This is a genomic window from Leminorella grimontii, assembly GCF_039789245.1.
Classification (GTDB): domain Bacteria; phylum Pseudomonadota; class Gammaproteobacteria; order Enterobacterales; family Enterobacteriaceae; genus Leminorella; species Leminorella grimontii.
The window spans coordinates 427,508-450,272 of sequence record NZ_CP146357.1 but is presented as its reverse complement, the minus strand read 5'-3'; the positions used below and the strand labels follow the sequence as shown (position 1 = coordinate 450,272).

Sequence of the window (22,765 nt, the reverse complement as noted above, 5' to 3'; positions counted from 1 at the left end):
TTTTAATAAAGGTACTTATTTATGAGCTTACTTAAAGAGTTTCGCGAATTCGCTATGCGGGGCAACGTTGTCGATCTTGCCGTCGGTGTTATCATCGGCGCCGCTTTTGGCAAAATCGTCTCTTCTCTGGTTTCTGACATTATCATGCCGCCGCTGGGCCTTCTGATTGGCGGAATTGACTTTAAACAGTTTTCGCTGGTGCTACGGGAAGCCAGCGGGGACGTTCCCGCCGTCGTCATGAACTACGGCGTATTCATCCAGAATATTTTTGATTTTATCATCGTTGCGTTCGCCATTTTCATGGCTATCAAGCTTATTAATAAGCTGCGTCGCGAACAGCCTAAAGAAGAAGCCGCACCGCCGGCGCCGAGTGCAGAAGAAAAGCTGCTGACTGACATTCGTGACATTTTAAAAGAGCAGAAAAGCAAATAATAAATAACCTCACCATATCTGAAGCCCCGTTCACTCAACAGTGAGAGGGGCTTTCTCTTTTACATCCAACGCATTCTTCTTGAGCCTCCTGCCTTTTCACACATTTATTCATTTGCACAAAAATAAATGCTCAAAAAACGGCCTACAGAATAGATTAACCACACATTAAATTATTTTTAACAAAATATGACAGCTGACACGCAACACCTGACGTAAAAACCATTGCTTACCGTTGGCATTTTTCACAACGCGCCCCCAACAGAGAGCAGAACAGGATGTGAAACCTTCCTCGTTTTTCCTACGGTCCGATTTTCTATACTTTCCCCGGTCAGAAGTCGAACAGTAGAGGTATCGGTCATGGGCACGTCATCGTTGGTCGTTCAAAACTTGTATCAAAGCTTGGAGCATAGCGTAGAAAGCAGGCCTGACGGCACCGCACTGTTTTTTGAAGGCCATAAGTATAGCTATCGACAGTTCCAGCACAGCGTACAGGCGAGCCTGTTTTGCCTTACCGAACGCTTTAAACTACAAAAAGGCGACGCTATCGTACTCGCGCTGGGTAACCGCCCTGAGTTCTGCTTTCTGTTCTATGCCGCAATGGCGCTGGGCGTCGTCGTCGTTCCGCTAAGCACCAAGCTAAAGTCGGACGACAGCATGACGGTTTTGGAAAGCGTAGATGCTAAAGTCGTATTCTACGACCCGGACAGCCAGCCCTGGCTTAGTACTATTGCCAGCGAAACTCAGAAATCTCTGCGCGTCTCATTGTCCAATTGGCAGTTTATGGTGCGTAACGTAGACAATCAGGCCGTTGAGCGCTCACGGCCCCAGACGGCGGTGAATGCCGACGACGTTGCGGCGATTATTTACACTTCCGGCACCACGGGCTCTCCTAAGGGTGCGGCAATTACTCACAGTAACTTTCTGCACGCTATCAATGCTTATCGCCTTGCGCTTGGGCTTAACGAAAATGACAGTACCGTGCTGCCGATCCCCATTTGTCATATTACCGGCCTGTCCGCTCTGCTATGCCTCTTTGTTCACATTGGCGGTACTATTCATTTGCACCAACGCTTTAGTGCCGATGAGATCTTGCGGGCTATTGAACAACACGGCATCACCTTTTTACACGGCTCTCCCACTGTCTTTATCCTCCTGACTCAGGAGGCCGAAAAGCATGAGAAAAGCTACGACTACGCCAGTTTAAGAATGATTGCCTGCGGGGCCGGCCACTTAAATACCGGAATTATCGGAAGGCTGTCCGCGCTTTTCCCTCATACCGAAATACGCCCTATTTATGGGCTGACGGAAACCACGTCGCCGGCCAGCATATTTCCAATGGACGTTCGTCGAAGCGATAAAATAGGAAGCTCCGGACTCCCTATCCCTGGCCTGGAGTGCCAGATAAGAGACGACGGCGGCAGGCCGCTTTCTGCCGGAGAAACGGGGCACCTATGGTTAAAAGGTCCTGTAGTAATAAAGCGATATTGGAATAATGAAAAAGTTAATCGGCAATATTTTAACAACGGCTGGTTTTATACCGGAGATATTGCCTCTATCGATAAAGATAATTATCTCTTTATTAAAGACCGCAGCAAGGACATGATAAATCGCGGCGGTGAGAAAATTTACTGTATCGAAATAGAAAACCTTATATCTAATTATCCTGGCGTTAAGGATATTGCCATTGTTCCAAAGCACAGCGATATTTACGGGGAAGAGGCCGTCGCCTTTATTATTGCAGACAGAATGCGGCCGCTAGTCAGTGATAACATAACGCAATGGCTCTCCGAGAGGATCGCCAAATTTAAAATACCTTCAAAAATTATATTTGTGTCTGAACTACCCAAGAATGCCAATGGGAAAACGGATAAGGTCGCGCTGCGACAGAGAGCCAACTGTAGTTAATAAATAAAAGGACTCATACGCATTAATAAAAAGGAGAAACGTTCCTAGCTCTAACGTTAGCCTAAAAAGATAAAAACGCGTTTATTCAAGCGTAGGTCGGCTACACCCGAAAAATAATGAGGCTAATAACACCCTACACAGATTAATAACCTCTACACCGAGGGGAGAATATTAACCATGTCAAATATACAGTCAAAAGTCGCCTCGCTTAGCCAGGCGGCAATAACCAACGCAAAAGTGTATAAGCACTTAATGCCGCTGCTGATTATCGTCTACATCGTCAGCTTTATCGACCGTACTAACATCGGCATTGCCCGAGCGTCGATGTCTATCGATCTTGGGCTCTCCGCTACGGCCTACGGCCTTGGCGCCGGCCTGTTTTTCCTGACGTATTCCACGATGGAAATTCCCAGTAACCTGATTATGGCCCGCGTCGGGGCGCGCTTTTGGATCACCCGCATCATGATCACGTGGGGATTGATCTCCGCCGGGATGGCGTTTGTCACAGGCCCCGTTTCATTTTACGTTATGCGCCTGCTGCTTGGCGCCGCAGAAGCGGGCCTGTATCCGGGCATTATTCTTTATCTGACCTATTGGTTTGGCCGCCAGGAAAGAGCGCGCGCCGTGGGCATGTTCCTGCTCGGCGTCTGCATTGCCAATATTATCGGCGCCCCGCTGGGCGGCGCGCTGCTGATGCTCGACGGCGTCGGTGGGTTACACGGCTGGCAATGGATGTTTATCGTCGAAGGCGTTCCCGCCGTACTGCTGGCGTTCTACGTTTACGCCGTCTTGCCCGACAGGCCTCGCGATGCGAAATGGCTGACGCCGGAAGACGTCAACTATATTGAGACGACGTTGGAGTCCGAACGTCCCGTCGGCGTAGACAGGGACCAAAAATTCTCTTTTAAAACGGCGTTCACCAATAAGACTTTCTTGCTGATCGTCGCCATCTACTTTACCCACCAGATTTCCGTTTACAGCCTGACCTACTTTCTGCCGAGCATCATTCGCAACTATGGAGAAATGAGCACCTTCACGCTTGGGCTTTTAACCGCCATTCCGTGGATTGCCGCCGCGCTCGGAGGGTTTTTCCTGCCTAAGTACGCAAATACCGCTAAGCGTTCTCAAACCATGCTGATCTCCGGCTTTATGTCTATGGCTATCGGTTTCGTCATCGGTGCGCTGGGCGGACCGGTGCTTGGGCTTATCGGCTTTTGCATCGGCGCCTCTATGTTCTTTGTCGTTCAGTCGATCATTTTTACCTACCCGGCAACGCTGATGAGCGGAAATATGCTGGCCGGAGGGCTTGGTCTGCTGGCCTGTCTGGGGATCACCGGAGGCTTTGTCGGCCCCTACGTATTTGGCCTGCTGGAAGATATGACCGGCTCCCCTGGCGCCGGGCTATGGTTCGCCGTTGCGCTTTTAGCCTGTGCCACGATTGGTGCAGCCGTAGTGAAGCAGCCTCCCAGCGCTAAGGAAAACCAGAACGAGAGCGGAAATGCCCCTTCGGTACCAAACGACGCGCCCGTAACCGGACAACGTGGATAGTGAATAAACGCAGCTACACAGCAGAGGATTTATGAAAAGCAAAGTTATCACGGCACAGCAGGCCGCAGAACTCATCAAGGACGGCGCTACCGTCTGTACCATCGGTATGACTCTCATAGGCGCAGCCGAGTCTGTACTTAAAGCGCTGGAGAAACGCTTTCTTGAAACAGGTTCACCGCACGATCTGACCTACATTCACTCAGCAGGTCAATCTAACCGCGACCGTGGTAACCAACACTTCGTCCACCATGGAATGGTAAAGCGCATCATCGGCTCCCACTGGGGGCTCGCCCCCAAGTGGATGGAGCGAATCGCCGCCAATAGCGTTGAAGCGTTTTGTCTACCTCAGGGACAAATTGTCCACCTCTACGCCGCAATGGCGGCCGGTCAGCCGGGCTATCTGTCAAAGGTTGGGCTGGGCACGTTCATCGATCCCCGCCAAGAGGGCGGGCAAATGAACGACAGAACGCGCAGCCTGCCTCACTTAGTTGAGGTTGTGACAATGCGTGAAGAGGAATACCTGTTCTATCCCGCTATCGCGCTGGATGTCGTCATTATTCGCGGTACCACCGCCGATACTGACGGCAACCTGACCTGTGAAGAAGAGGCAATGAAGCTTGAAGTCATTCAGGCCGTTCTTGCCGCCAAGCGGTTTGGCGGCAAGGTTATCGCTCAGGTAAAAAATCTGGCGCAAAAAGGAACGCTTCACCCCAAACGCGTCGTCGTTCCCGGCAACTTTATCGATGCCATCGTCGTCTGCGATAACCCCCAAGAGGATCACCGCCAGACGTCCTCCTGGTACTACGACCCGGCCTACTGCGGAGAACTGGTTTCCCCGGTTGGAGAAACGGAAAGGCTGTCGCTAAACGTGCGTAAAGCTATCGGTCGCCGCGCCTGTCAATTCCTCTATCCGGGATGCGTTATTAACTTGGGTACAGGAATACCCAACGACGTTATTGGCGTCATCATTCACGAGGAAGGCGCAGCCGAAGACGTCACTATCACCGTTGAATCGGGCATTTACGGCGGCGTACAGGCCGGCGGCATTGACTTTGGCATCGGAAAAAACCTGACGGCCATGATTAATCATCAGGAACAGATGCTCTATTACAACGGCGCCGGCGTCGACATCACCTACATGGGCGCGGGAGAAATGGACGCTAACGGACATATCAACGCAACCAAAATGGGTGACCGCTGTACCGGTGCCGGCGGCTTCATTGATATCACGCAAAACGCCCGCCACGTCGTGTTTTGTTCCACTTTCACAGCCAAAGGACTCGAGGTCGAGTTTCGTGACGGCAAGGTCAACATCGTGCAGGAAGGCACGGTGAAAAAGCTGGTAAAGGATATCAACCAGATTTCCTACAACGGAGAAATAGCCCGCGCCAAAGGGCAGAAAATGCACCTGGTCACCGAGCGCGCGGTTTTCGAGCTTACAGAACGAGGTCCGATGCTGATTGAAATTGCCCCCGGCATCGATCTGGAAAAAGACGTCCTACAGCAGATGGAGTTTAAGCCGCTGATCGCCGAACCGCTCGCGCTGATGGACCCCGCACTGTTCAAAGAAGAAAACTTCGGCCTCACGCAGGCGCTGGCCGCGGCAGCCAGCCGCTAAACAGATTCAACATACTAAGGAGTACCCTATGTCATTAAGTAATAAAGTTGCCATCGTTACCGGCTCAAGCCGCGGCCTGGGTCGCGGCATTGCTCAGGTTCTCGCCGAGCGCGGCGCGGCCGTCGTTATCTGCGATGTCGATAAAGAGGGCGGAGAAAAAACGGCCCAAGCGCTCATTAAAGCTGGCCATAAGGCTATTTTCATTCCCTGCAACATCGCCAAACGTGAAGAGGTCGACCGCCTGTTTATCGAAGCAGAAGAAGTGCTGGGACCAATAGACATTCTGGTTAACAACGCAGGTATCAACCGGGATGGCATGCTGCACAAGCTGACGGAAGAAAATTGGGATCTGGTGATGGACGTCAACCTTAAAGGCACCTTTTACTGCATGCAGGAAGCCGCCGTTCGCATGAGGGAGCGCGGAAATGGACGCATTATAAATATTTCTTCCGCCAGCTGGCTTGGCAACATCGGCCAGGCAAACTACGCCGCATCAAAAGCCGGCGTAGTGGGCCTAACTAAAACCGCCTGCCGCGAGTTGGCCCGTAAGGGCATAACCGTTAACGCCATTTGCCCAGGCTTTATCGAAACTGACATGACCAAAGGCGTGCCGGAAAAAGTCTGGGACATCATGGTAAGCAAAATCCCCGCAGGCTATGCGGGCGATCCAAAGGACGTTGGCCAGTGCGTTGCGTTTCTGGCCTCCGATGAAGCTCGCTATATCAATGGCGAAGTGATTAACGTCGGCGGCGGCATGGTGCTTTAAGGAGATAGAAATGAAAAAGCCAAACGATATTGTAGTTGTTAGCGGCGTTCGCACCGCCATTGGTACGATGGGTGGAAGCTTTAAAGACGTTCACCAACACGACCTCGGCGCTGCCGTCATTCGCGAAGCGGTGCAAAGGGCCGGGCTTAAGCCGGAGCAAATCGACGAAGTCGTGGTCGGTAACGTCGGCCAAATCGCCGAAAGCGGTTTTATTGCCCGCGTGTGCCAGCTACGAGCAGGGCTACCCAACGGCACCACCGCCTACTCCGTTAACCGTCAGTGCGGATCGGGCCTGCAGGCGATTGCCGACTGCATGATGGCGCTGCAAACCGGCAATGCGGAAATCACCGTCGCCTGCGGTACGGAGAACATGACGCAGCTCCCCTTCTACATTCGCAAAGCGCGCTATGGCTATCGCCTCGGCGACGGCGAACTTCAGGACGGTATCATTTCCATTCTGACCTGGCCGGAGGGATCTTACCACAACGGCATGACCGCTGAATTCGTTGCCGAACGCTTTAATATTACCCGCGAGGAGATGGATGAATTCGCCTGGAGCAGCCAGCAAAAGGCCCTGGCAGCCATTCAAGCCGGCCATTTTGAATCGCAGATCCTCCCTATCGAAGTGCGTGAAGGTAAAACGACCCGAGCCTTTAGCGTGGACGAGCATCCGCGCGATACGCCAAGGGAAAAATACGCACAGCTGAAGCCTGCGTTCAAAAAGGACGGAACGGTAACGGCGGCCACCTCATCAGGCATCAACGATGGCGCAGGCGCTTTGGTTATCACAACCAGAGCAAAGGCTGAGGAGCTAGGGCTCCCGATCCGTATGGTCATACGCGGCTGGGCCGTTGCCGGCTGTGAAGCCAAAATCATGGGCTTCGGCCCGGCGCCGGCAACCAAAAAGCTGATGAACAAGCTCAATATGTCCGTGCACGACGTTGACCTGATTGAGCTGAACGAGGCCTTCGCCGCGCAGTCGCTCGCCGTCATCAACGATCTCAAGCTCGATCCCGCCAAAGTGAACGTTAACGGCGGAGCCATCGCGCTCGGACATCCGGTCGGCGCCAGCGGGGCGATCATCTCCGTCAAGCTGATGTATGAGATGGAGCGCCGCGGCGTTAACACCGGTTTAGCAACCATGTGCATTGGCGGAGGCCAGGGCATATCTGTGCTGTTTGAACGCGAACGGTAACGCGGTCGGGGGCGAAAGCCCCCGCCTATTCCCATATACGCCCCTTAAGGATGCAAGATGAAAATTGTCATCGCCATTGATTCATTTAAAGGAAGCTGCAGCGCATTACAGGCCTGCCAAGCCATCGCCAGCGGCATCATGCGCTACCGTAAAGACATCGGCATCTACCAGCTTCCCATCGCTGACGGCGGAGAAGGATTGCTACAAATCCTGGATGAAAGCCCCTCTCTCCCCGGAAAAGTAAAGCGTTCTCTGAACGTCATCGGTCCCTACGGGCAGGCGATTCAGGCCGAATATTTCAGCCTTGAAGGACAAAAAACCATCATCGAAATGGCTCAGGCCTGCGGCCTTGAACTAACGCCCAAAGCGCAGCGCAACGCGTCCAAGGCAAGCTCATTCGGTCTAGGGCAGTTAGTAAGGCATGCGCTCGATGAGGGAAGCGCCCATATCATTATCGGCCTGGGCGGCAGCGCAACAAATGATGGCGGGATCGGCTTCGCACAGGCGCTTGGAGCGCGTTTCTATGACAAAGACGAACGGCTAATTCCTACACCGGCCTGCGGCGAAGACTTGATTCGGGTAGCGCGCATTGACGTTAGCCAACTGCATCCTGAAGCTTCAACCGTACGCTTTGAAGCCTCCTGCGACGTAAATAACCCACTATTGGGTTCCACAGGAGCGACCTGGATTTACGGGCCACAAAAAGGCGCAAATACGGCTCAGCTTACCCAGCTGGAACGGGGAATGGAAAATTATCATCGAGTTCTTACGCAGGCGTTAGGCAGAGACGTTAATTCTACGCCTGGCGCAGGAGCCGCAGGGGGCATGGGCGCAGCCCTGCTTTGGTTCACGAACGCCACGCTAAGGCCAGGCATTGAACTGGTGTTGGAGCTACTAAACGCAAAGAAAATTATTAGCGACGCAGATCTGGTCATTACTGGAGAAGGCAAGCTGGATGAACAAAGCAGCTACGGTAAAGCGCCGGTTGGCGTCGCGGCATTGGCTGCGGCTAACAATAAACCGGTTATCGCCATCGCCGGTTCGTTGGGTGAGGGCGCGGCCCTACTTCATCAGCACCATATCGACGCCATGTGGTCAATCTGTCCGCGACCTATCTCGCTAGATGATGCAATGCAAAATGTACAGGCGCTGCTGGCCGATACGGCCGAGTCCTTAATCCGAACTCTGACGGTCGGTTCAAGACTTTCATCTCAATAATGAGACAAGCTCCGCGCCGGCTCGCGATTTCGCATTATGATTGAATAATGAACACTGACAGGACATACGCATGCTGATTTCGCCGGAACTCGCAAACACCATCGTTAAACGCGCGATGGGGATTATTCATCATAATGTAAACGTCATTGACCATCAGGGGATCATTATCGCCTCTGGTGAAAATCATCGGATCGGCGAGCGCCATGAGGTGGCCTATGAGGTAATCAAGAGCCGCCAGCGAATGACGATTGAAACGCCACAGCAGGCGGCAAAGTATCAAAACGTACAGCCCGGTATTAATCATCCGATTATCGTAGACGATCGGGTGGTGATGGTCATTGGCATCAGCGGCAATCCGGTCGCAATCGGCCGCTACGCCGAACTCGCCATTCTGGCCGCGGAACTGTTAATCAAACAGTCGCTGGATATTCGAGAAATCAACTGGCAGTACCGCATCAGAGACCTCTTGATAAAACAGTATCTTGAGCTAAATGACGCGGAGCGCGAGAAAGATATCCTGTCTCAGCTGGAACAACAGGACATCAGCCTGGAAGAAGCCCTCGTACCGCTGCTTATCAACATAGAAACCGGGGGCAACCTGCAGGGCAAAACGATTGATAACATCCTCAATGAGATGTCCAAGATCCTACAGTCCCAAAAGGTTATCCTGCTCAGCCATGACGAGATCTTGCTTCTTGTCTCCAACCCCAATCGTTCGGATCTGGCCGTAGACAAAATCAATGCATTTTTGGAAACGCAGCTCAGCCACTATACGATTGCCGTCGGCGTGGAATCAAACGGGCCGGGGGCATTTCGCCAGTCCATTTTTATGCTTAAAGAGATGCTGAGCCACGCAAGATCTTCCTACCCTGATTTGCGGGTCGTCTCCGGAAAGCGGCTGGCTTTTTGCGGCCTGTTAAGCGAGGCTAAGAGCAGCCACTTCACGCTCTACTACCATCATCATCTAAACAAAATGCTGGCTCAAAACAGCGGGCAAACGCTGCTTAAAACGCTGGCTGCTTATATAGACAACAATGCCGAAATCAACGCTACGTCGCAAAAACTCGGTATCCATCGCAATACGCTAAGCTATCGCCTTCACCAAATAAAGGAGATCACGTCGCTGGATCCTTTTGTGTTTAAAGAGCTTTGCCAGTTAACCATCGCCCTGCACTACTATCAGGAGGATAGCCGTTCAGAAAGGAATAACAGTTAGGCCAGAGCAGAAAGGCAGAAGGCTGGAGATAAAAGGACGTTTTCCCTCGTTTTATCTCCAGCCTCCCAGCCCGCTTTTCCTGCATGTTTTTCTTTACGCCGATAGCTGCCTTTCCCCTTTTCTGCTTTTTCTATACGCTGATGAAACAGCGGATCGTGGAGCAGCGCTTCCAGCGCGTTATGCCGGATTTTCCCCTTCTTGTGCTTATAGCTTGACATAGACACCTCATTAAGTCAGTCAGACGGTTATAAAACGCGCGCATCATAGATCAAAAAAAACAAACTGGCTATCGTTTCTTACGCAGGTCAACGCGGGGCAAATTGCTGGTCGCCCCCTGTTCCAGGGCCTCAAGAATAGAGCAATAGGCTGAGCTATGGGCCTTACCGCAGCATGCATCGCTGAGCCGCCTTAGGGAAGTCCGCATCTTTTCAAGCTCTTCGAGCTTTTGTTCAACTTCTGCCAGCCGAGCTTCAACGATCGATTTTGATTCCTGACAGGTATGCTGTTCGGGTTCAACCCGGATAGAGAGCAGCTCGGCTATCGACTCCAGCGTGAACCCAAGCTGTTTAGCATAGCGAATGAACTTCAGCCTCTGTAAGTCCTGCTCGGTGTACAGGCGATAGCCGCCTTCAGTACGAACGTCGTGAGACATCATATTCTGTTTTTCATAGTAGCGAATAGTATCCGGCGTTACCCCTGCCAGCTTGGCTATTTGTCCAATACGGTACATTGCGTCCCCCCGCGCTATCGTGAATCGGCATTCCCCATGCTAGGATGATGAGAGCCGTGGGAATAGCATACCATTACCCCACTTTCGATATTTTGAAAAGGTGCGCTTTCCCCAAATAGCGCCGTAAATGACCACTTACTTAGATAGGGATATCCATCTATGCGGCCAGTTCAGAATAACAGAGCCAAGCAGGAGCAACGCTTTTTCCAGTTAGCCTCTCAGTTTAAAGAAGCCATGCGGCAAGCAAACTATCAGCAAGGTAAAGCGCTTGCCGAAGCCACGCTAAAAATAATGCCCAAAAACCCCGACGTGCAGGCCAGCTACGCGCTTTGCCTGATGCGCACGGGCGAGTATGAGAAGGCATATAAAATCTACAGGCGCCTGATCGATACAACGGCCCCTGAACGTTTACCCACAACTACGTTAGACGGAATGGCGGAAGCCAGCGGTTGGCTAAACCGACTGGAAGATGTTAAGCGATACGGCCTCATGTCGCTTGAGCGTGCGGACTGCGTCTTTGGGCGCGGAAAAGCCTACACAATCCCTACTGAAGCGCCGCCCACGTTCAATCCAAACAACCCGGAAGAGAACGTCATCTCCTTTACGCTATTTGGTGCCGCACCCCGCTACTGTGAAACGGCCGTCATGAACGCAAACGTCAGTAAAACGCTGCTTCCGAGTTGGCAAAGCCGCTTCTATCTGGACGATACCGTACCTGAGAGCGTCCAAACTCGTTTACGGCAGGCCGGCGCAACGGTCATCCGCGTGGAAGAGGAAGTAAAGAAAGCGCTACCGCCCCTGATGTGGCGCTTTTTGGTCATCAACGATCCGAAAATAAAGCGTTATATTATTCGCGACGCTGACGCTTTACTGTCGGAGCGCGAACAGGCAGCAATAGAGGATTGGGTACACGGCGACAGTTGGTATCATCATATCCGCGATTACTTTACCCATACCGAGCTTATACTGGCAGGACTATGGGGCGGCTGCCATAACGAAAATATACCCTCAGTTGTCGAGATGACGCGCGACTATTTGGCCAAAAGGCCAGCTCATGAGCGCTTTGTTGACCAGTATTTTCTGCGCGAATACCTCTGGCCAACGGTTAAACAAAGCCTTCTTTCTCATGATGATATTTTCGGCTTTCACCATGCCAAGCCTTTCCCCGCACATCCCCCCATCCGTTGGAAAACAAAAAGGTTTCACGTTGGCAGCAACGCCAGCTATCAACTCGCGGAAGTAAGCAGCCCTCTGGCCGACGGTGAAATGCAAACGTGGGAAATACAGGATGAAAACGGCGTCAGGCAGTGTGCCTATCGCTCAAAAGTCCACAGCGGCGCGTGGAGAGAATATCTTCCGTTTTTTATACTGGAACATATCAACAACGGGAAATGGTCCATCCGAAATACTGACTCACAAGGAAATGTCTAAGCGGTCCTCATGGGGCTAACGATAAGCGTAAAAAAGCCGGGATAAACCCGGCTTTCTCATACAGCGACAGATTGATTACTCTGCTGCTGCTTCTTCTGGAGCTTTTTCTGCACGGTCAACCAGCTCGATGTAAGCCATCGGAGCGTTATCACCAGCACGGAAGCCACACTTCAGAATACGAGTGTAACCACCGGCACGGCTCGCAAAACGCGGGCCAAGCTCATTAAACAGTTTTGCCACGATTTCGTTATCACGAGTACGGGCGAATGCCAGACGACGGTTAGCAACGCTATCAGCCTTGGCAAGTGTAATCAGTGGTTCAACCACGCGACGCAGTTCTTTCGCTTTAGGCAGAGTCGTCTTGATGATTTCATGACGAACTAAAGAACCTGCCATGTTGCGGAACATGGCTTGGCGATGACTGCTGTTGCGGTTCAGTTGACGTCCACTCTTACGATGGCGCATGACCTTATCCTTCTCAGTAAAACCTTAACCTGCGATCCGGTTACTCGTCAGCAATGCTAGCCGGCGGCCAGTTTTCCAGGCGCATGCCCAGAGACAGACCACGGGAGGCCAACACATCTTTAATCTCGGTAAGAGATTTTTTACCCAAGTTAGGCGTTTTTAACAGCTCAACTTCGGTACGCTGTACCAGATCACCGATGTAATGGATAGCTTCTGCCTTGAGGCAGTTAGCGGAGCGGACAGTCAGTTCCAGATCGTCAACCGGGCGCAGCAGGATCGGATCGAATTCTGGCTTCTCTTCTTTAACTTCCGGCTGACGTACGTCACGTAGGTCAACAAAAGCTTCGAGCTGTTCGGCCAGAATGGTTGCCGCACGACGGATCGATTCTTCCGGATCGATCGTGCCGTTGGTTTCCATCTCGATAACCAGCTTGTCCAAGTCGGTACGCTGCTCAACGCGCGCTGCTTCAACGTTGTAGGCAATACGCTCTACGGGGCTGTAGCAGGCGTCAACCAGCAGACGACCAATTGGGCGCTCGTCTTCTTCCGTATGAATACGGGCAGAAGCCGGCACATAACCACGACCACGCTGAACCTTGATACGCATGCTAATAGATGCGTTTTCATCGGTCAGGTGACAGATCAGGTGCTGAGGTTTGACGATTTCAACATCACCGTCATGGGTGATGTCGGCTGCAGTCACAGGGCCAATGCCAGACTTATTCAAGCTAAGAATAACTTCATCTTTACCATGAACTTTCACCGCCAGCCCTTTCAGGTTGAGCAGGATCTCCAGGATATCTTCCTGGACGCCTTCTTTGGTGCTGTACTCATGAAGTACACCATCAATCTCAACCTCAGTCACCGCACATCCCGGCATGGATGACAGCAAAATGCGGCGTAGTGCGTTACCTAGAGTATGGCCGAAGCCACGCTCTAACGGCTCAAGGGTCACCTTGGCGTGAGTCGAACTCAGTTGTTCGATGTCCACCAGGCGTGGTTTTAGAAACTCTGTCACAGAACCCTGCATTGTGTCCTCTCTTTGGTACTAAACTTTACTTAGAGTAAAGTTCGACGATCAGGTGTTCGTTAATGTCCGCAGACAGATCGGTGCGCTCAGGATTACGTTTGAAAACGCCTTCCATCTTTGCAGCATCAACTTCGATCCAAGTCGGCTTTTCGCGCTGTTCAAACAGCTCTAAAGCAGCCTTAATACGTGATTGCTTTTTCGCTTTCTCACGTACGCTGACTACGTCATTCGGAGATACCTGAAAAGAAGCGATGTTAACAACGCGGCCATTAACCATTACGGCTTTATGGCTAACCAGCTGACGTGCTTCTGCACGAGTGGCGCCGAAGCCCATACGGTAAACTACGTTGTCCAAACGGCCTTCCAGCAGACACAGCAGGTTTTCACCGGTGTTGCCTTTCAGACGGGTTGCTTCTTTATAATAATTACGGAATTGACGCTCCAGAATGCCGTAAATACGACGAACTTTCTGCTTTTCACGTAACTGTACGCCATAGTCAGACAGACGAGGCTTGCGCGCACCGTGCTGACCAGGAGCTTGTTCAATTTTACACTTGGTATCGATCGCGCGAACGCCGGACTTAAGGAATAAGTCGGTGCCCTCACGACGGCTCAGCTTGAGCTTAGGACCCAAATATCTAGCCATTTTCTTTCTCCAACAAACCTAGAAACGAGGCGTTATACGCGGCGTTTCTTAGGAGGACGACAACCGTTGTGAGGGATCGGAGTCACATCAGTAATATTAGTGATGCGGAAACCAGCCGCGTTCAGAGCGCGGATAGTCGACTCACGACCAGGACCTGGTCCTTTTACCATCACTTCCAGATTCTTAATTCCGTACTCTTTAACTGCTTCTGCGCAGCGTTCTGCGGCTACTTGAGCAGCAAACGGAGTGGATTTACGAGAACCACGGAAACCGGAACCACCGGCCGTTGCCCAACCCAGCGCATTACCTTGACGATCGGTAATGGTTACGATGGTGTTGTTGAAAGATGCATGGATATGAGCCATACCGTCAGAAACTTGCTTTCTTACACGCTTGCGTGCACGAACAGGTGCTTTTGCCATTATTCAATCACCCCGATTATTTCTTGATCGGCTTGCGCGGACCCTTGCGGGTACGAGCGTTAGTCTTGGTACGCTGACCGCGAACCGGGAGACCGCGACGATGACGCATACCACGGTAACAACCAAGGTCCATCAGACGCTTGATGCTCATGGTAACTTCACGACGCAGATCGCCTTCGACGGTGTACTTGGCAACTTCGTCACGCAGTGTGTCAATTTGCTCTTCAGACAGTTCACTGATCTTAACATTTTCGGCAATACCAGACGCTTTACAGATAGCCTGTGAGCGGGTTTTGCCGATGCCGAAGATCGCAGTTAATGCAATAACGGTATGTTTGTGATCAGGAATGTTAATGCCTGCTATACGGGCCACTATGCACTCCTACAATTTAATATCACAGCACTACTCTGAAAAGCCCGTTTTCAGGATACTCAAATAGTGCTGTGGTTACACAACAAAAGATTGGCTGGCTAATCTAGCCAGCTCAACCATACTTTGCAAGAAAAAAATGCTAAAAGCTTAAATCAGCCTTGACGCTGCTTATGCTTTGCTTCAACGCAAATCACGCGCACGATGCCGTGGCGCTTGATGATTTTGCAGTTGCGGCACAGTTTCTTGACGGAAGCACGAACTTTCATTTTAACTCTCCGTAACTTCTCAAGCTAGCCCGAATTAACGGCCGTAGCCTTTCAGGTTTGCTTTCTTCAATGCAGACTCGTACTGACTTGACATCATCAGAGTTTGCACTTGAGCCATAAAGTCCATGATGACGACGACGACAATCAACAGAGAAGTACCGCCAAAGTTAAAGGGTACTTTCATCGCATCACGCATGAACTCCGGGATCAGGCAGATAAAGGTAATGTACATCGCGCCGACGAAAGTCAGACGAGTCATTACTTTATCAATGTATTTAGCCGTTTGCTCTCCCGGACGAATCCCTGGTACAAACGCACCGGACTTCTTCAGGTTATCCGCTGTTTCACGAGGGTTGAAGACCAACGCCGTATAGAAGAAACAGAAGAATATGATTGCGGCCGCATAGAGTAACACATAAAGCGGTTGACCGGGTTGCAAATTCATAGAAATTGTTGTCAACCAGCCCCAACCGGTACCACCGCCGAACCACGAAGCAATAGTTGCCGGGAACAGAATGATACTTGAAGCAAAAATTGCAGGAATAACGCCCGCCATGTTTACTTTCAACGGTAAGTGAGTGCTCTGAGCTGCGTATACGCGACGCCCCTGCTGGCGCTTGGCGTAGTTAACGACGATACGACGCTGACCACGTTCAACAAACACAACAAAGAACGTTACTGCGAATACTAAAACAGCAACCAACAGTAGCAGAAGAACATGTAGCTCACCCTGCCGAGCATCCTCGATAGTCTGCCCAATTGCGGTAGGCAGCCCCGCTACGATACCGGCGAAAATGATGATCGAAATACCGTTTCCGATACCCCGCTCAGTCACTTGCTCACCCAGCCACATCAGGAACATGGTTCCCGTAACCAGACTCACAACCGCAGTAAAGTAAAACGCAAAGCCCGGGTTAATCACCAGGCCAGGCATTCCCATATTCGGTAAACCGGTAGCAATACCGATTGATTGGAATATGGCCAGAACTAACGTGCCATAACGCGTGTACTGGCTAATCTTGCGACGGCCAGACTCTCCCTCTTTTTTCAGCTCGGCTAACTTTGGATGAACCACAGTCAGCAGCTGCACGATAATAGAGGCAGAAATGTACGGCATAATGCCCAGCGCAAAGACAGAGGCACGACTGAGGGCGCCACCAGAGAACATGTTGAACATGTCAATGATGGTCCCTCTTTGCTGCTCGAGTAACTTGGCAAGCACAGTGGCGTCAATACCAGGGATCGGAATAAAAGAGCCGATGCGGAAAACGATCAAAGCACCAACCACAAACAACAGTCTGCGCTTGAGCTCGCCTATACCGCCTTTCGCACTTTGAAAATCTAATCCTGGTTGCTTAGCCATCTGCTACTTATTCCTCAATTTTCCCGCCAGCGGCTTCAATCGCAGCGCGAGCACCTTTAGATACGCGCAGACCGCGAACGGTAACCGGACGCTTGATTTCGCCGGAAAGCATAACTTTCGCAAACTCAATCTCGATACCGACAACGTTAGCCGCTTTCAGCACGTTCAGGTCAATCACGTCGCCTTCAACGCGGGCCAGATCGGACAGACGAACTTCTGCCGTCACCATCGCCTTGCGAGAAGTGAAACCGAACTTCGGTAAACGACGGTATAAAGGCATCTGGCCGCCTTCAAACCCGCGACGTACGCCACCGCCAGAACGAGACTTCTGACCTTTGTGACCACGGCCGCTGGTTTTACCCAGACCAGAACCGATACCGCGACCTAAACGCTTAGGAGCGTGTTTTGAGCCTTCGCCCGGAGCCAGAGTATTTAAACGCATCTCTTACTCCTCCACTTTAAGCATATAGGAAATACGATTAATCATACCGCGAACGGCAGGAGTATCCTCGCGTTCTACAGTGTGACCGATACGACGCAGACCTAAACCGACCAGCGTTGCCTTATGCTTAGGCAGACGGCCGATTGAGCTGCGAACTTGAGTAATTTTGATAGTCTTTGCCATTGCTGATTACCCCAGAATGTCTTCGACGGTCTTGCCACGCTTAGCGGCGACCATCTCAGGAGACTTCATATTTTCCAAAGCGTCCATAGTTGCACGAACCACGTTGATCGGGTTAGTAGAACCATAGGCTTTAGCCAATACGTTACGTACTCCGGCGACTTCCAGAACGGCGCGCATTGCACCGCCGGCGATAATACCGGTACCTTCAAATGCCGGCTGCATGAACACGCGAGAACCCGTGTGAACACCCTTAACCGGATGCTGCAGAGTACCGCCATTCAGTGCAACGTTGATCATATTGCGACGGGCTTTTTCCATCGCCTTCTGAATCGCTGCTGGAACTTCACGCGCTTTACCGTAACCAAAACCTACGCGACCGTTGCCATCACCCACTACAGTCAGTGCGGTGAAGCTGAAAATACGGCCACCCTTAACGGTTTTAGATACGCGATTTACCGCGATCAGCTTTTCCTGCAGTTCTCCAGCCTGTTTTTCGATGTGAGACATCTTACACCCCTACCTTAGAACTGAAGGCCAGCTTCGCGGGCAGCATCTGCCAGCGCCTGGACTCGACCATGATATTGGAAACCAGAACGGTCAAAAGACACCTTAGAGATCTCTTTCGCCAACGCGCGCTCTGCAATAGCTTTACCCACTAATGCGGCAGCGTCTTTGTTTCCGGTATATTTCACTTGCTCTGCAATCGCCTTCTCTACGGTAGAGGCTGCAACCAGAACTTCAGAACCGTTCGGTGCGATAACCTGTGCGTAAATGTGGCGCGGAGTACGGTGAACCACCAGGCGAGTCGCACACAGTTCTTTAATCTTACGACGTGCGCGGGTCGCACGACGGATACGAGCTGCTTTCTTATCCATAGTGTTACCTTACTTCTTCTTAGCCTCTTTGGTACGCACGACTTCGTCGGCGTAACGGACACCCTTGCCTTTGTAAGGCTCAGGACGACGGTAGGCACGCAAATCTGCAGCCACCTGACCAATTAACTGCTTATCGGCACCTTTCAGTACGATTTCAGTTTGGCTCGGGCATTCAGCAGTGATGCCTGCAGGCAGAACATGCTCAACGGGGTGAGAGAAGCCTAATGCCAGGCTTACTGCATTACCCTTAATCGCTGCGCGGTAGCCTACGCCTACCAGCTGTAGCTTCTTAGTGAAGCCTTCAGTAACACCGACAACCATTCCGTTAATCAGGGCGCGAGCGGTACCAGCTTGGGCCCACCCGTTAGCGAAACCTTCGCGAGGAGCGAACGTTAACGCACCGTTATCCTGCTTAACTTCGACGGCGTCATGGACTGTACGCGACAGCTCGCCGTTTTTACCTTTAATTGTTATAGCCTGACCGTTGAGTTTTACCTCTACACCAGCAGGAATAACGACGGGTGCTTTAGCAACACGTGACATTTTTTCCTCCTGATTAAGCTACGTAGCAGAGAATCTCGCCACCAAGACCTGCCTGGCGAGCTGCACGATCGGTCATAACACCTTTAGAGGTAGAAACAACAGCGATACCTAAACCGGCCATAACTTTTGGCAGCTCATCTTTTTTCTTATAGATGCGCAGACCAGGGCGGCTTACACGCTGGATGCTTTCTACGACCGGCGCGCCCTGGAAGTACTTCAGTACGAGTTCCAGTTCGGGCTTGGTGTCGCCAACAACTTTATATTCTTCGATATAGCCTTCTTCCTTCAGCACATTGGCAATAGCCACTTTAAGCTTGGAGGAAGGCATAGTGACCGCAACTTTGTTCGCGGCCTGACCGTTTCTAATACGGGTCAGCATATCCGCGATCGGATCTTGCATGCTCATCTGTCTTTACTCCCGTGATTCAATGGTGAAATTACCAACTAGCCTTCTTCAGACCCGGGATCTCACCGCGCATAGCGGCTTCACGGACCTTAATACGGCTTAACCCAAACTTACGCAGGACGCCGTGAGGACGACCTGTTTGACGACAACGGTTACGTTGACGACTTGGGCTGGAATCACGAGGAAGCGTTTGCAGCTTGAGCACTGCATTCCAACGGTCTTCGTCAGATGCGTTCACATCAGAGATGATTGCTTTCAGTTCAGCGCGCTTAGCGAAGAACTTATCAGCCAATTTTACACGCTTAACTTCGCGTGCTTTCATTGATTGCTTAGCCATGAGTCAACCCTACCTTACTTGCGGAACGGGAAGTTAAAGGCAGCCAGCAGAGCGCGGCCTTCTTCGTCAGATTTCGCGGAAGTGGTGATGGTAATGTCCAAACCACGTACACGATCGACTTTGTCATAGTCGATTTCTGGGAAGATGATCTGCTCACGCACGCCCATGCTGTAGTTACCACGGCCATCAAATGACTTGGCGCTTAGGCCACGGAAGTCACGGATTCGAGGTACAGCAATAGAGATCAGTCGCTCTAAGAATTCCCACATACGTTCGCCACGCAGGGTTACTTTACAGCCGATCGGATACCCTTGACGGATTTTGAAGCCTGCAACAGATTTACGGGCTTTGGTGACAAGCGGCTTTTGACCGGAAATCGCTGCCAAGTCAGCTGCTGCATTATCCAGCAGTTTCTTGTCAGTGATCGCTTCACCAACACCCATGTTGAGGGTAATCTTCTCGACCCGAGGGACTTGCATGACAGATTTGTAGCCAAACTGTTCTACCAGTTTATTTACTACCTGTTCTTTGTAGTAATCATGCAGTTTCGCCATCGTAACTACTCCAACTTACTTAATAGTTTCGCTATTAGATTTGAAGAAACGGACTTTTTTGCCGTCTTCAAAACGAAAGCCTACACGGTCAGCCTTGCCTGTAGATGCATTGTAGATTGCAACGTTAGAAACCTGAATTGCAGCTTCTTTTTCAACGATGCCACCCGGTTGGTTCAGAGCCGGTACAGGCTTCTGATGTTTCTTAACCAGGTTGATACCTTCAACAACAATCTTACTGGAAGACAGGACACTCTTAACTTTACCGCGCTTACCTTTATCTTTACCGGTTAACACGATAACTTCGTCATCACGACGGATTTTCGCTGCCATGGTTCGCTCCTTACAGTACTTCTGGCGCTAATGAGATGATTTTCATGAACTTTTCAGAACGAAGTTCACGAGTCACCGGCCCGAAAATACGCGTACCGATCGGCTGCTCGCTGTTGTTGTTTAACAACACACAAGCATTGCGATCGAAGCGAACGACAGATCCGTCAGGGCGACGAACACCCTTTCTGGTGCGCACCACTACCGCCTTGAGGACATCACCTTTTTTAACCTTACCGCGAGGAATTGCTTCCTTGATGGTAATTTTGATGATGTCGCCCACGCCAGCGTAGCGACGGTGCGATCCACCCAGAACCTTGATACACATTACGCTACGCGCGCCGGAGTTGTCAGCGACGGTCAGCATAGTCTGTTCTTGGATCATCTTAGTGCTCCGCTAATGTCAACTACTTAGGACCCTCACGGGTCGTTTAAAATCCCCCATACATCAGGGCGCGGCATTATACCACCGCTTACCGACGTTGGGTAGAAAAAATAAACGGCCCATTAACTGAGCCGTTTATCTTATGAGGAAAGCGATACTTTATTACAGAACCGCTTTCTCTACAACTCGAACAAGCGTCCAAGACTTAGTCTTAGACAGCGGACGGCATTCAGTGATTTCCACCAGATCGCCGATTCCACATTCATTGTTCTCGTCATGTACGTGCAGCTTAGTCGTACGTTTGATGAACTTACCATATACCGGGTGCTTCACCATACGCTCAATCGCTACAACAAGGGATTTCTCCATCTTGTCGCTAACAACACGACCTTGCAAAGTACGGATTTTATCAGTCATTACGCACCCGCCTTCTCAGTCAGTAAAGTTTTCACACGTGCAACGTTACGACGCACTTGCTTCAACAGGTGAGACTGTTGCAGCTGGCCGCTCGCCGCTTGCATGCGCAGGTTAAACTGCTCACGCAGCAGGTTAAGCAGCTCAGTGTTCAGCTCTTCAACACTTTTTTCACGCAGCTCTTTTGCTTTCATTACATCACCGTCTTAGTTACAAAGGTGGTTTTAATCGGCAGTTTTGCTGCTGCCAGCTTGAACGCTTCGCGGGCGATTTCTTCCGGAACGCCGTCCATTTCATACAGGACTTTACCCGGTTGAATAAGGGCTACCCAGTATTCTACGTTACCCTTACCTTTACCCATACGAACTTCAAGCGGCTTTTCTGTGATAGGTTTGTCTGGGAATACGCGAATCCAGATTTTACCTTGACGCTTAACTGCACGTGTCATGGCACGACGTGCCGCCTCGATTTGGCGAGCAGTCAGACGACCGCGGCCAACAGCTTTCAGACCGAAAGTGCCGAAGCTCACATCCGCACCGGCAGCCAGACCACGGTTGCGGCCCTTGTGCACTTTACGGAATTTTGTACGCTTTGGTTGTAACATCAGCGACGCTCCTTATTTACGGCCTTTACGCTGCTGCTTTTTAGGTTGAGCAGCCGGTTTTTCCGGTTGTTCAACTGCAGCCATACCACCCAAGATCTCACCTTTGAAGATCCACACTTTAACGCCGATTACACCATAAGTGGTGTGCGCTTCAGAAGTGTTATAGTCGATATCCGCACGCAGAGTGTGCAACGGAACGCGACCCTCACGGTACCATTCGGTACGCGCGATCTCAGCGCCGCCTAAACGGCCACTGACTTCCACTTTGATACCTTTAGCGCCAATACGCATTGCGTTCTGAACGGCACGCTTCATCGCACGACGGAACATCACGCGACGCTCCAGTTGAGAAGTGATGCTGTCAGCAACCAGCTTTGCGTCCAGTTCTGGTTTACGAACTTCGGCGATATTGATTTGCGCAGGCACGCCGGCGATAGACGCCACAGCGTTACGCAGCTTTTCTACGTCTTCCCCTTTCTTGCCGATAACGATGCCCGGGCGAGCGGTGTGAATAGTCACACGGATGCTCTTGGCGGGACGCTCGATAACGATGCGAGAAACGGAAGCTTTATCCAGTTCTTTGTTCAGGAACTGGCGAACTTTAAAGTCGCTGTCCAGGTTATCAGCGAATTCTTTGGTATTGGCGTACCAGGTAGAGTTCCAAGACTTAACAATACCCAGTCGAATACCATTCGGATGTACTTTCTGACCCATTGCTATTCTCCAGAGTCTCAGCGATCGGACACAACCACAGTGATGTGGCTGGTGCGCTTCAGGATGCGATCTGCACGGCCTTTTGCACGAGGCATAATGCGCTTCATGCTAGGACCTTCGTCGACAAAAATCTTGGCGACTTTCAGATCATCAATGTCAGCGCCATCGTTGTGTTCTGCGTTTGCAATGGCAGACTCAAGTACTTTTTTAACCAACTCAGCAGCTTTCTTGTTGGTGTAGGTTAAAATTTCCAGAGCTTGCGACACTTTCTTACCGCGAATCAGGTCAGCGACTAAGCGAACCTTCTGTGCAGAAGAACGAGCGTGGCGATGTTTAGCGATAGTTTCCATCTCTTCC

The 22,765-nt window shown here is 51.2% G+C and carries 33 protein-coding genes; 9 read left to right on the top strand and 24 right to left on the bottom strand.

The features are described 5' to 3' along the window. Positions 1 to 21: 21 nt before the first annotated feature. The 8 genes from mscL to V8L73_RS02235 all read left to right on the top strand — a co-directional run bounded on the left by mscL (position 22) and on the right by V8L73_RS02235 (position 9,898). The gene (gene mscL / locus V8L73_RS02270; protein WP_027275694.1) at positions 22 to 432 is read left to right on the top strand and encodes a large-conductance mechanosensitive channel protein MscL; all 411 of its coding nucleotides are present in this window, start codon (positions 22 to 24) and stop codon (positions 430 to 432) included. A gap of 357 nt (positions 433 to 789) precedes the next feature. Then, positions 790 to 2,337, top strand: a complete 1,548-nt coding sequence (locus V8L73_RS02265) for a class I adenylate-forming enzyme family protein (RefSeq protein ID WP_027275693.1) — start codon at positions 790 to 792, stop codon at positions 2,335 to 2,337. Between the two features lie 177 nt (positions 2,338 to 2,514). Beyond that, on the top strand, positions 2,515 to 3,885 hold the full coding sequence (locus V8L73_RS02260) for an MFS transporter (RefSeq protein ID WP_347254018.1): 1,371 nt from the start codon (positions 2,515 to 2,517) through the stop codon (positions 3,883 to 3,885). 31 nt (positions 3,886 to 3,916) lie between these two features. Next, on the top strand, positions 3,917 to 5,503 hold the full coding sequence (locus V8L73_RS02255) for an acyl CoA:acetate/3-ketoacid CoA transferase (RefSeq protein WP_347254017.1): 1,587 nt from the start codon (positions 3,917 to 3,919) through the stop codon (positions 5,501 to 5,503). A gap of 28 nt (positions 5,504 to 5,531) precedes the next feature. Further along, positions 5,532 to 6,269 carry a 3-oxoacyl-ACP reductase FabG gene (fabG, locus tag V8L73_RS02250; protein WP_347254016.1) on the top strand — a complete coding sequence of 246 codons (738 nt, stop codon included), beginning with the start codon at positions 5,532 to 5,534 and terminating at the stop codon, positions 6,267 to 6,269. Between the two features lie 10 nt (positions 6,270 to 6,279). After that, entirely contained in the window at positions 6,280 to 7,464 is a 1,185-nt protein-coding gene (locus tag V8L73_RS02245) for a thiolase family protein (RefSeq protein ID WP_347254015.1), read from the top strand. 57 nt (positions 7,465 to 7,521) lie between these two features. Further along, positions 7,522 to 8,682 (top strand): glycerate kinase, encoded by a 1,161-nt coding sequence (locus V8L73_RS02240; RefSeq protein ID WP_347254014.1) that lies wholly within the window; start codon positions 7,522 to 7,524, stop codon positions 8,680 to 8,682. A 70-nt stretch (positions 8,683 to 8,752) separates the two neighbouring features. Then, the gene (locus V8L73_RS02235) at positions 8,753 to 9,898 is read left to right on the top strand and encodes a CdaR family transcriptional regulator (protein WP_261831699.1); all 1,146 of its coding nucleotides are present in this window, start codon (positions 8,753 to 8,755) and stop codon (positions 9,896 to 9,898) included. Here V8L73_RS02235 and V8L73_RS02230 read toward each other — a convergent pair. Beyond that, positions 9,895 to 10,116 carry an alternative ribosome-rescue factor A gene (locus V8L73_RS02230; protein ID WP_027275687.1) on the bottom strand — a complete coding sequence of 74 codons (222 nt, stop codon included), beginning with the start codon at positions 10,114 to 10,116 and terminating at the stop codon, positions 9,895 to 9,897. The genes V8L73_RS02235 and V8L73_RS02230 overlap by 4 nt on opposite strands. 68 nt (positions 10,117 to 10,184) lie before the next feature. Continuing rightward, positions 10,185 to 10,628: a Zn(2+)-responsive transcriptional regulator gene (gene zntR, locus V8L73_RS02225; RefSeq protein ID WP_027275686.1), complete on the bottom strand. Its 444-nt coding sequence runs from the start codon at positions 10,626 to 10,628 to the stop codon at positions 10,185 to 10,187. A 159-nt stretch (positions 10,629 to 10,787) separates the two neighbouring features. Between zntR and V8L73_RS02220 the strand changes: the two genes are divergently transcribed. Beyond that, positions 10,788 to 12,059, top strand: coding sequence for a tetratricopeptide repeat protein (locus tag V8L73_RS02220; protein WP_347254013.1), 1,272 nt, complete (start codon positions 10,788 to 10,790; stop codon positions 12,057 to 12,059). A 75-nt stretch (positions 12,060 to 12,134) separates the two neighbouring features. Here the strand turns inward: V8L73_RS02220 and rplQ are convergent, their stop codons facing one another. The 22 genes from rplQ to rplV form a co-directional block, all read right to left on the bottom strand. Further along, a complete protein-coding gene (rplQ, locus tag V8L73_RS02215; RefSeq protein WP_027275684.1) occupies positions 12,135 to 12,524 on the bottom strand; it encodes a 50S ribosomal protein L17 in 390 nt (129 codons plus the stop codon). A 40-nt stretch (positions 12,525 to 12,564) separates the two neighbouring features. Beyond that, entirely contained in the window at positions 12,565 to 13,554 is a 990-nt protein-coding gene (locus V8L73_RS02210) for a DNA-directed RNA polymerase subunit alpha (protein ID WP_027275683.1), read from the bottom strand. A gap of 25 nt (positions 13,555 to 13,579) precedes the next feature. After that, the gene (gene rpsD, locus V8L73_RS02205) at positions 13,580 to 14,200 is read right to left on the bottom strand and encodes a 30S ribosomal protein S4 (RefSeq protein ID WP_027275682.1); all 621 of its coding nucleotides are present in this window, start codon (positions 14,198 to 14,200) and stop codon (positions 13,580 to 13,582) included. A 32-nt stretch (positions 14,201 to 14,232) separates the two neighbouring features. Then, on the bottom strand, positions 14,233 to 14,622 hold the full coding sequence (gene rpsK, locus V8L73_RS02200; protein ID WP_027275681.1) for a 30S ribosomal protein S11: 390 nt from the start codon (positions 14,620 to 14,622) through the stop codon (positions 14,233 to 14,235). Between the two features lie 16 nt (positions 14,623 to 14,638). Then, positions 14,639 to 14,995, bottom strand: a complete 357-nt coding sequence (gene rpsM / locus V8L73_RS02195) for a 30S ribosomal protein S13 (protein WP_027275680.1) — start codon at positions 14,993 to 14,995, stop codon at positions 14,639 to 14,641. A 152-nt stretch (positions 14,996 to 15,147) separates the two neighbouring features. Further along, positions 15,148 to 15,261, bottom strand: a complete 114-nt coding sequence (rpmJ, locus tag V8L73_RS02190) for a 50S ribosomal protein L36 (RefSeq protein ID WP_027275679.1) — start codon at positions 15,259 to 15,261, stop codon at positions 15,148 to 15,150. A 34-nt stretch (positions 15,262 to 15,295) separates the two neighbouring features. Beyond that, a complete protein-coding gene (secY, locus tag V8L73_RS02185; protein ID WP_261831702.1) occupies positions 15,296 to 16,624 on the bottom strand; it encodes a preprotein translocase subunit SecY in 1,329 nt (442 codons plus the stop codon). Positions 16,625 to 16,631: 7 nt separating this feature from the next. After that, a complete protein-coding gene (gene rplO, locus V8L73_RS02180) occupies positions 16,632 to 17,066 on the bottom strand; it encodes a 50S ribosomal protein L15 (RefSeq protein ID WP_027275677.1) in 435 nt (144 codons plus the stop codon). Between the two features lie 3 nt (positions 17,067 to 17,069). Further along, complete coding sequence (rpmD, locus tag V8L73_RS02175) at positions 17,070 to 17,249, bottom strand: 50S ribosomal protein L30 (RefSeq protein WP_027275676.1); 180 nt, start codon at positions 17,247 to 17,249, stop codon at positions 17,070 to 17,072. Between the two features lie 6 nt (positions 17,250 to 17,255). Continuing rightward, on the bottom strand, positions 17,256 to 17,756 hold the full coding sequence (gene rpsE, locus V8L73_RS02170; protein ID WP_027275675.1) for a 30S ribosomal protein S5: 501 nt from the start codon (positions 17,754 to 17,756) through the stop codon (positions 17,256 to 17,258). A 14-nt stretch (positions 17,757 to 17,770) separates the two neighbouring features. Then, positions 17,771 to 18,124, bottom strand: coding sequence for a 50S ribosomal protein L18 (gene rplR / locus V8L73_RS02165; protein WP_027275674.1), 354 nt, complete (start codon positions 18,122 to 18,124; stop codon positions 17,771 to 17,773). A 9-nt stretch (positions 18,125 to 18,133) separates the two neighbouring features. Further along, complete coding sequence (rplF, locus tag V8L73_RS02160) at positions 18,134 to 18,667, bottom strand: 50S ribosomal protein L6 (RefSeq protein ID WP_027275673.1); 534 nt, start codon at positions 18,665 to 18,667, stop codon at positions 18,134 to 18,136. 13 nt (positions 18,668 to 18,680) lie between these two features. Further along, on the bottom strand, positions 18,681 to 19,073 hold the full coding sequence (rpsH, locus tag V8L73_RS02155; RefSeq protein ID WP_027275672.1) for a 30S ribosomal protein S8: 393 nt from the start codon (positions 19,071 to 19,073) through the stop codon (positions 18,681 to 18,683). Between the two features lie 31 nt (positions 19,074 to 19,104). Further along, positions 19,105 to 19,410, bottom strand: coding sequence for a 30S ribosomal protein S14 (gene rpsN, locus V8L73_RS02150; RefSeq protein WP_027275671.1), 306 nt, complete (start codon positions 19,408 to 19,410; stop codon positions 19,105 to 19,107). 14 nt (positions 19,411 to 19,424) lie between these two features. Then, a complete protein-coding gene (gene rplE / locus V8L73_RS02145; protein ID WP_027275670.1) occupies positions 19,425 to 19,964 on the bottom strand; it encodes a 50S ribosomal protein L5 in 540 nt (179 codons plus the stop codon). A gap of 15 nt (positions 19,965 to 19,979) precedes the next feature. Then, the gene (gene rplX, locus V8L73_RS02140) at positions 19,980 to 20,294 is read right to left on the bottom strand and encodes a 50S ribosomal protein L24 (protein WP_027275669.1); all 315 of its coding nucleotides are present in this window, start codon (positions 20,292 to 20,294) and stop codon (positions 19,980 to 19,982) included. Between the two features lie 10 nt (positions 20,295 to 20,304). Beyond that, positions 20,305 to 20,676, bottom strand: coding sequence for a 50S ribosomal protein L14 (gene rplN / locus V8L73_RS02135; protein ID WP_027275668.1), 372 nt, complete (start codon positions 20,674 to 20,676; stop codon positions 20,305 to 20,307). A gap of 162 nt (positions 20,677 to 20,838) precedes the next feature. Further along, positions 20,839 to 21,093: a 30S ribosomal protein S17 gene (rpsQ, locus tag V8L73_RS02130; protein WP_027275667.1), complete on the bottom strand. Its 255-nt coding sequence runs from the start codon at positions 21,091 to 21,093 to the stop codon at positions 20,839 to 20,841. Then, positions 21,093 to 21,284: a 50S ribosomal protein L29 gene (gene rpmC / locus V8L73_RS02125; protein WP_027275666.1), complete on the bottom strand. Its 192-nt coding sequence runs from the start codon at positions 21,282 to 21,284 to the stop codon at positions 21,093 to 21,095. Before rpmC ends, rpsQ begins: the two co-directional genes overlap by 1 nt. Further along, positions 21,284 to 21,694, bottom strand: coding sequence for a 50S ribosomal protein L16 (gene rplP / locus V8L73_RS02120; protein ID WP_027275665.1), 411 nt, complete (start codon positions 21,692 to 21,694; stop codon positions 21,284 to 21,286). The genes rpmC and rplP overlap by 1 nt, the downstream gene beginning before the upstream one ends. Positions 21,695 to 21,706: 12 nt before the next feature. Next, complete coding sequence (rpsC, locus tag V8L73_RS02115) at positions 21,707 to 22,408, bottom strand: 30S ribosomal protein S3 (RefSeq protein WP_027275664.1); 702 nt, start codon at positions 22,406 to 22,408, stop codon at positions 21,707 to 21,709. A 17-nt stretch (positions 22,409 to 22,425) separates the two neighbouring features. Further along, a complete protein-coding gene (gene rplV / locus V8L73_RS02110) occupies positions 22,426 to 22,758 on the bottom strand; it encodes a 50S ribosomal protein L22 (RefSeq protein ID WP_027275663.1) in 333 nt (110 codons plus the stop codon). Positions 22,759 to 22,765 lie beyond the last annotated feature (7 nt).

Coding starts and splice junctions, on each gene's coding strand:
- mscL (WP_027275694.1), top strand. CDS start 22: ATGAGCTTACTTAAAGAGTTTCGCGAATTCGCTATGCGGGGCAACGTT.
- V8L73_RS02265 (WP_027275693.1), top strand. CDS start 790: ATGGGCACGTCATCGTTGGTCGTTCAAAACTTGTATCAAAGCTTGGAG.
- V8L73_RS02260 (WP_347254018.1), top strand. CDS start 2,515: ATGTCAAATATACAGTCAAAAGTCGCCTCGCTTAGCCAGGCGGCAATA.
- V8L73_RS02255 (WP_347254017.1), top strand. CDS start 3,917: ATGAAAAGCAAAGTTATCACGGCACAGCAGGCCGCAGAACTCATCAAG.
- fabG (WP_347254016.1), top strand. CDS start 5,532: ATGTCATTAAGTAATAAAGTTGCCATCGTTACCGGCTCAAGCCGCGGC.
- V8L73_RS02245 (WP_347254015.1), top strand. CDS start 6,280: ATGAAAAAGCCAAACGATATTGTAGTTGTTAGCGGCGTTCGCACCGCC.
- V8L73_RS02240 (WP_347254014.1), top strand. CDS start 7,522: ATGAAAATTGTCATCGCCATTGATTCATTTAAAGGAAGCTGCAGCGCA.
- V8L73_RS02235 (WP_261831699.1), top strand. CDS start 8,753: ATGCTGATTTCGCCGGAACTCGCAAACACCATCGTTAAACGCGCGATG.
- V8L73_RS02230 (WP_027275687.1), bottom strand. CDS start 10,116: ATGTCAAGCTATAAGCACAAGAAGGGGAAAATCCGGCATAACGCGCTG.
- zntR (WP_027275686.1), bottom strand. CDS start 10,628: ATGTACCGTATTGGACAAATAGCCAAGCTGGCAGGGGTAACGCCGGAT.
- V8L73_RS02220 (WP_347254013.1), top strand. CDS start 10,788: ATGCGGCCAGTTCAGAATAACAGAGCCAAGCAGGAGCAACGCTTTTTC.
- rplQ (WP_027275684.1), bottom strand. CDS start 12,524: ATGCGCCATCGTAAGAGTGGACGTCAACTGAACCGCAACAGCAGTCAT.
- V8L73_RS02210 (WP_027275683.1), bottom strand. CDS start 13,554: ATGCAGGGTTCTGTGACAGAGTTTCTAAAACCACGCCTGGTGGACATC.
- rpsD (WP_027275682.1), bottom strand. CDS start 14,200: ATGGCTAGATATTTGGGTCCTAAGCTCAAGCTGAGCCGTCGTGAGGGC.
- rpsK (WP_027275681.1), bottom strand. CDS start 14,622: ATGGCAAAAGCACCTGTTCGTGCACGCAAGCGTGTAAGAAAGCAAGTT.
- rpmJ (WP_027275679.1), bottom strand. CDS start 15,261: ATGAAAGTTCGTGCTTCCGTCAAGAAACTGTGCCGCAACTGCAAAATC.
- secY (WP_261831702.1), bottom strand. CDS start 16,624: ATGGCTAAGCAACCAGGATTAGATTTTCAAAGTGCGAAAGGCGGTATA.
- rplO (WP_027275677.1), bottom strand. CDS start 17,066: ATGCGTTTAAATACTCTGGCTCCGGGCGAAGGCTCAAAACACGCTCCT.
- rpmD (WP_027275676.1), bottom strand. CDS start 17,249: ATGGCAAAGACTATCAAAATTACTCAAGTTCGCAGCTCAATCGGCCGT.
- rpsE (WP_027275675.1), bottom strand. CDS start 17,756: ATGTCTCACATCGAAAAACAGGCTGGAGAACTGCAGGAAAAGCTGATC.
- rplR (WP_027275674.1), bottom strand. CDS start 18,124: ATGGATAAGAAAGCAGCTCGTATCCGTCGTGCGACCCGCGCACGTCGT.
- rplF (WP_027275673.1), bottom strand. CDS start 18,667: ATGTCACGTGTTGCTAAAGCACCCGTCGTTATTCCTGCTGGTGTAGAG.
- rpsH (WP_027275672.1), bottom strand. CDS start 19,073: ATGAGCATGCAAGATCCGATCGCGGATATGCTGACCCGTATTAGAAAC.
- rpsN (WP_027275671.1), bottom strand. CDS start 19,410: ATGGCTAAGCAATCAATGAAAGCACGCGAAGTTAAGCGTGTAAAATTG.
- rplE (WP_027275670.1), bottom strand. CDS start 19,964: ATGGCGAAACTGCATGATTACTACAAAGAACAGGTAGTAAATAAACTG.
- rplX (WP_027275669.1), bottom strand. CDS start 20,294: ATGGCAGCGAAAATCCGTCGTGATGACGAAGTTATCGTGTTAACCGGT.
- rplN (WP_027275668.1), bottom strand. CDS start 20,676: ATGATCCAAGAACAGACTATGCTGACCGTCGCTGACAACTCCGGCGCG.
- rpsQ (WP_027275667.1), bottom strand. CDS start 21,093: ATGACTGATAAAATCCGTACTTTGCAAGGTCGTGTTGTTAGCGACAAG.
- rpmC (WP_027275666.1), bottom strand. CDS start 21,284: ATGAAAGCAAAAGAGCTGCGTGAAAAAAGTGTTGAAGAGCTGAACACT.
- rplP (WP_027275665.1), bottom strand. CDS start 21,694: ATGTTACAACCAAAGCGTACAAAATTCCGTAAAGTGCACAAGGGCCGC.
- rpsC (WP_027275664.1), bottom strand. CDS start 22,408: ATGGGTCAGAAAGTACATCCGAATGGTATTCGACTGGGTATTGTTAAG.
- rplV (WP_027275663.1), bottom strand. CDS start 22,758: ATGGAAACTATCGCTAAACATCGCCACGCTCGTTCTTCTGCACAGAAG.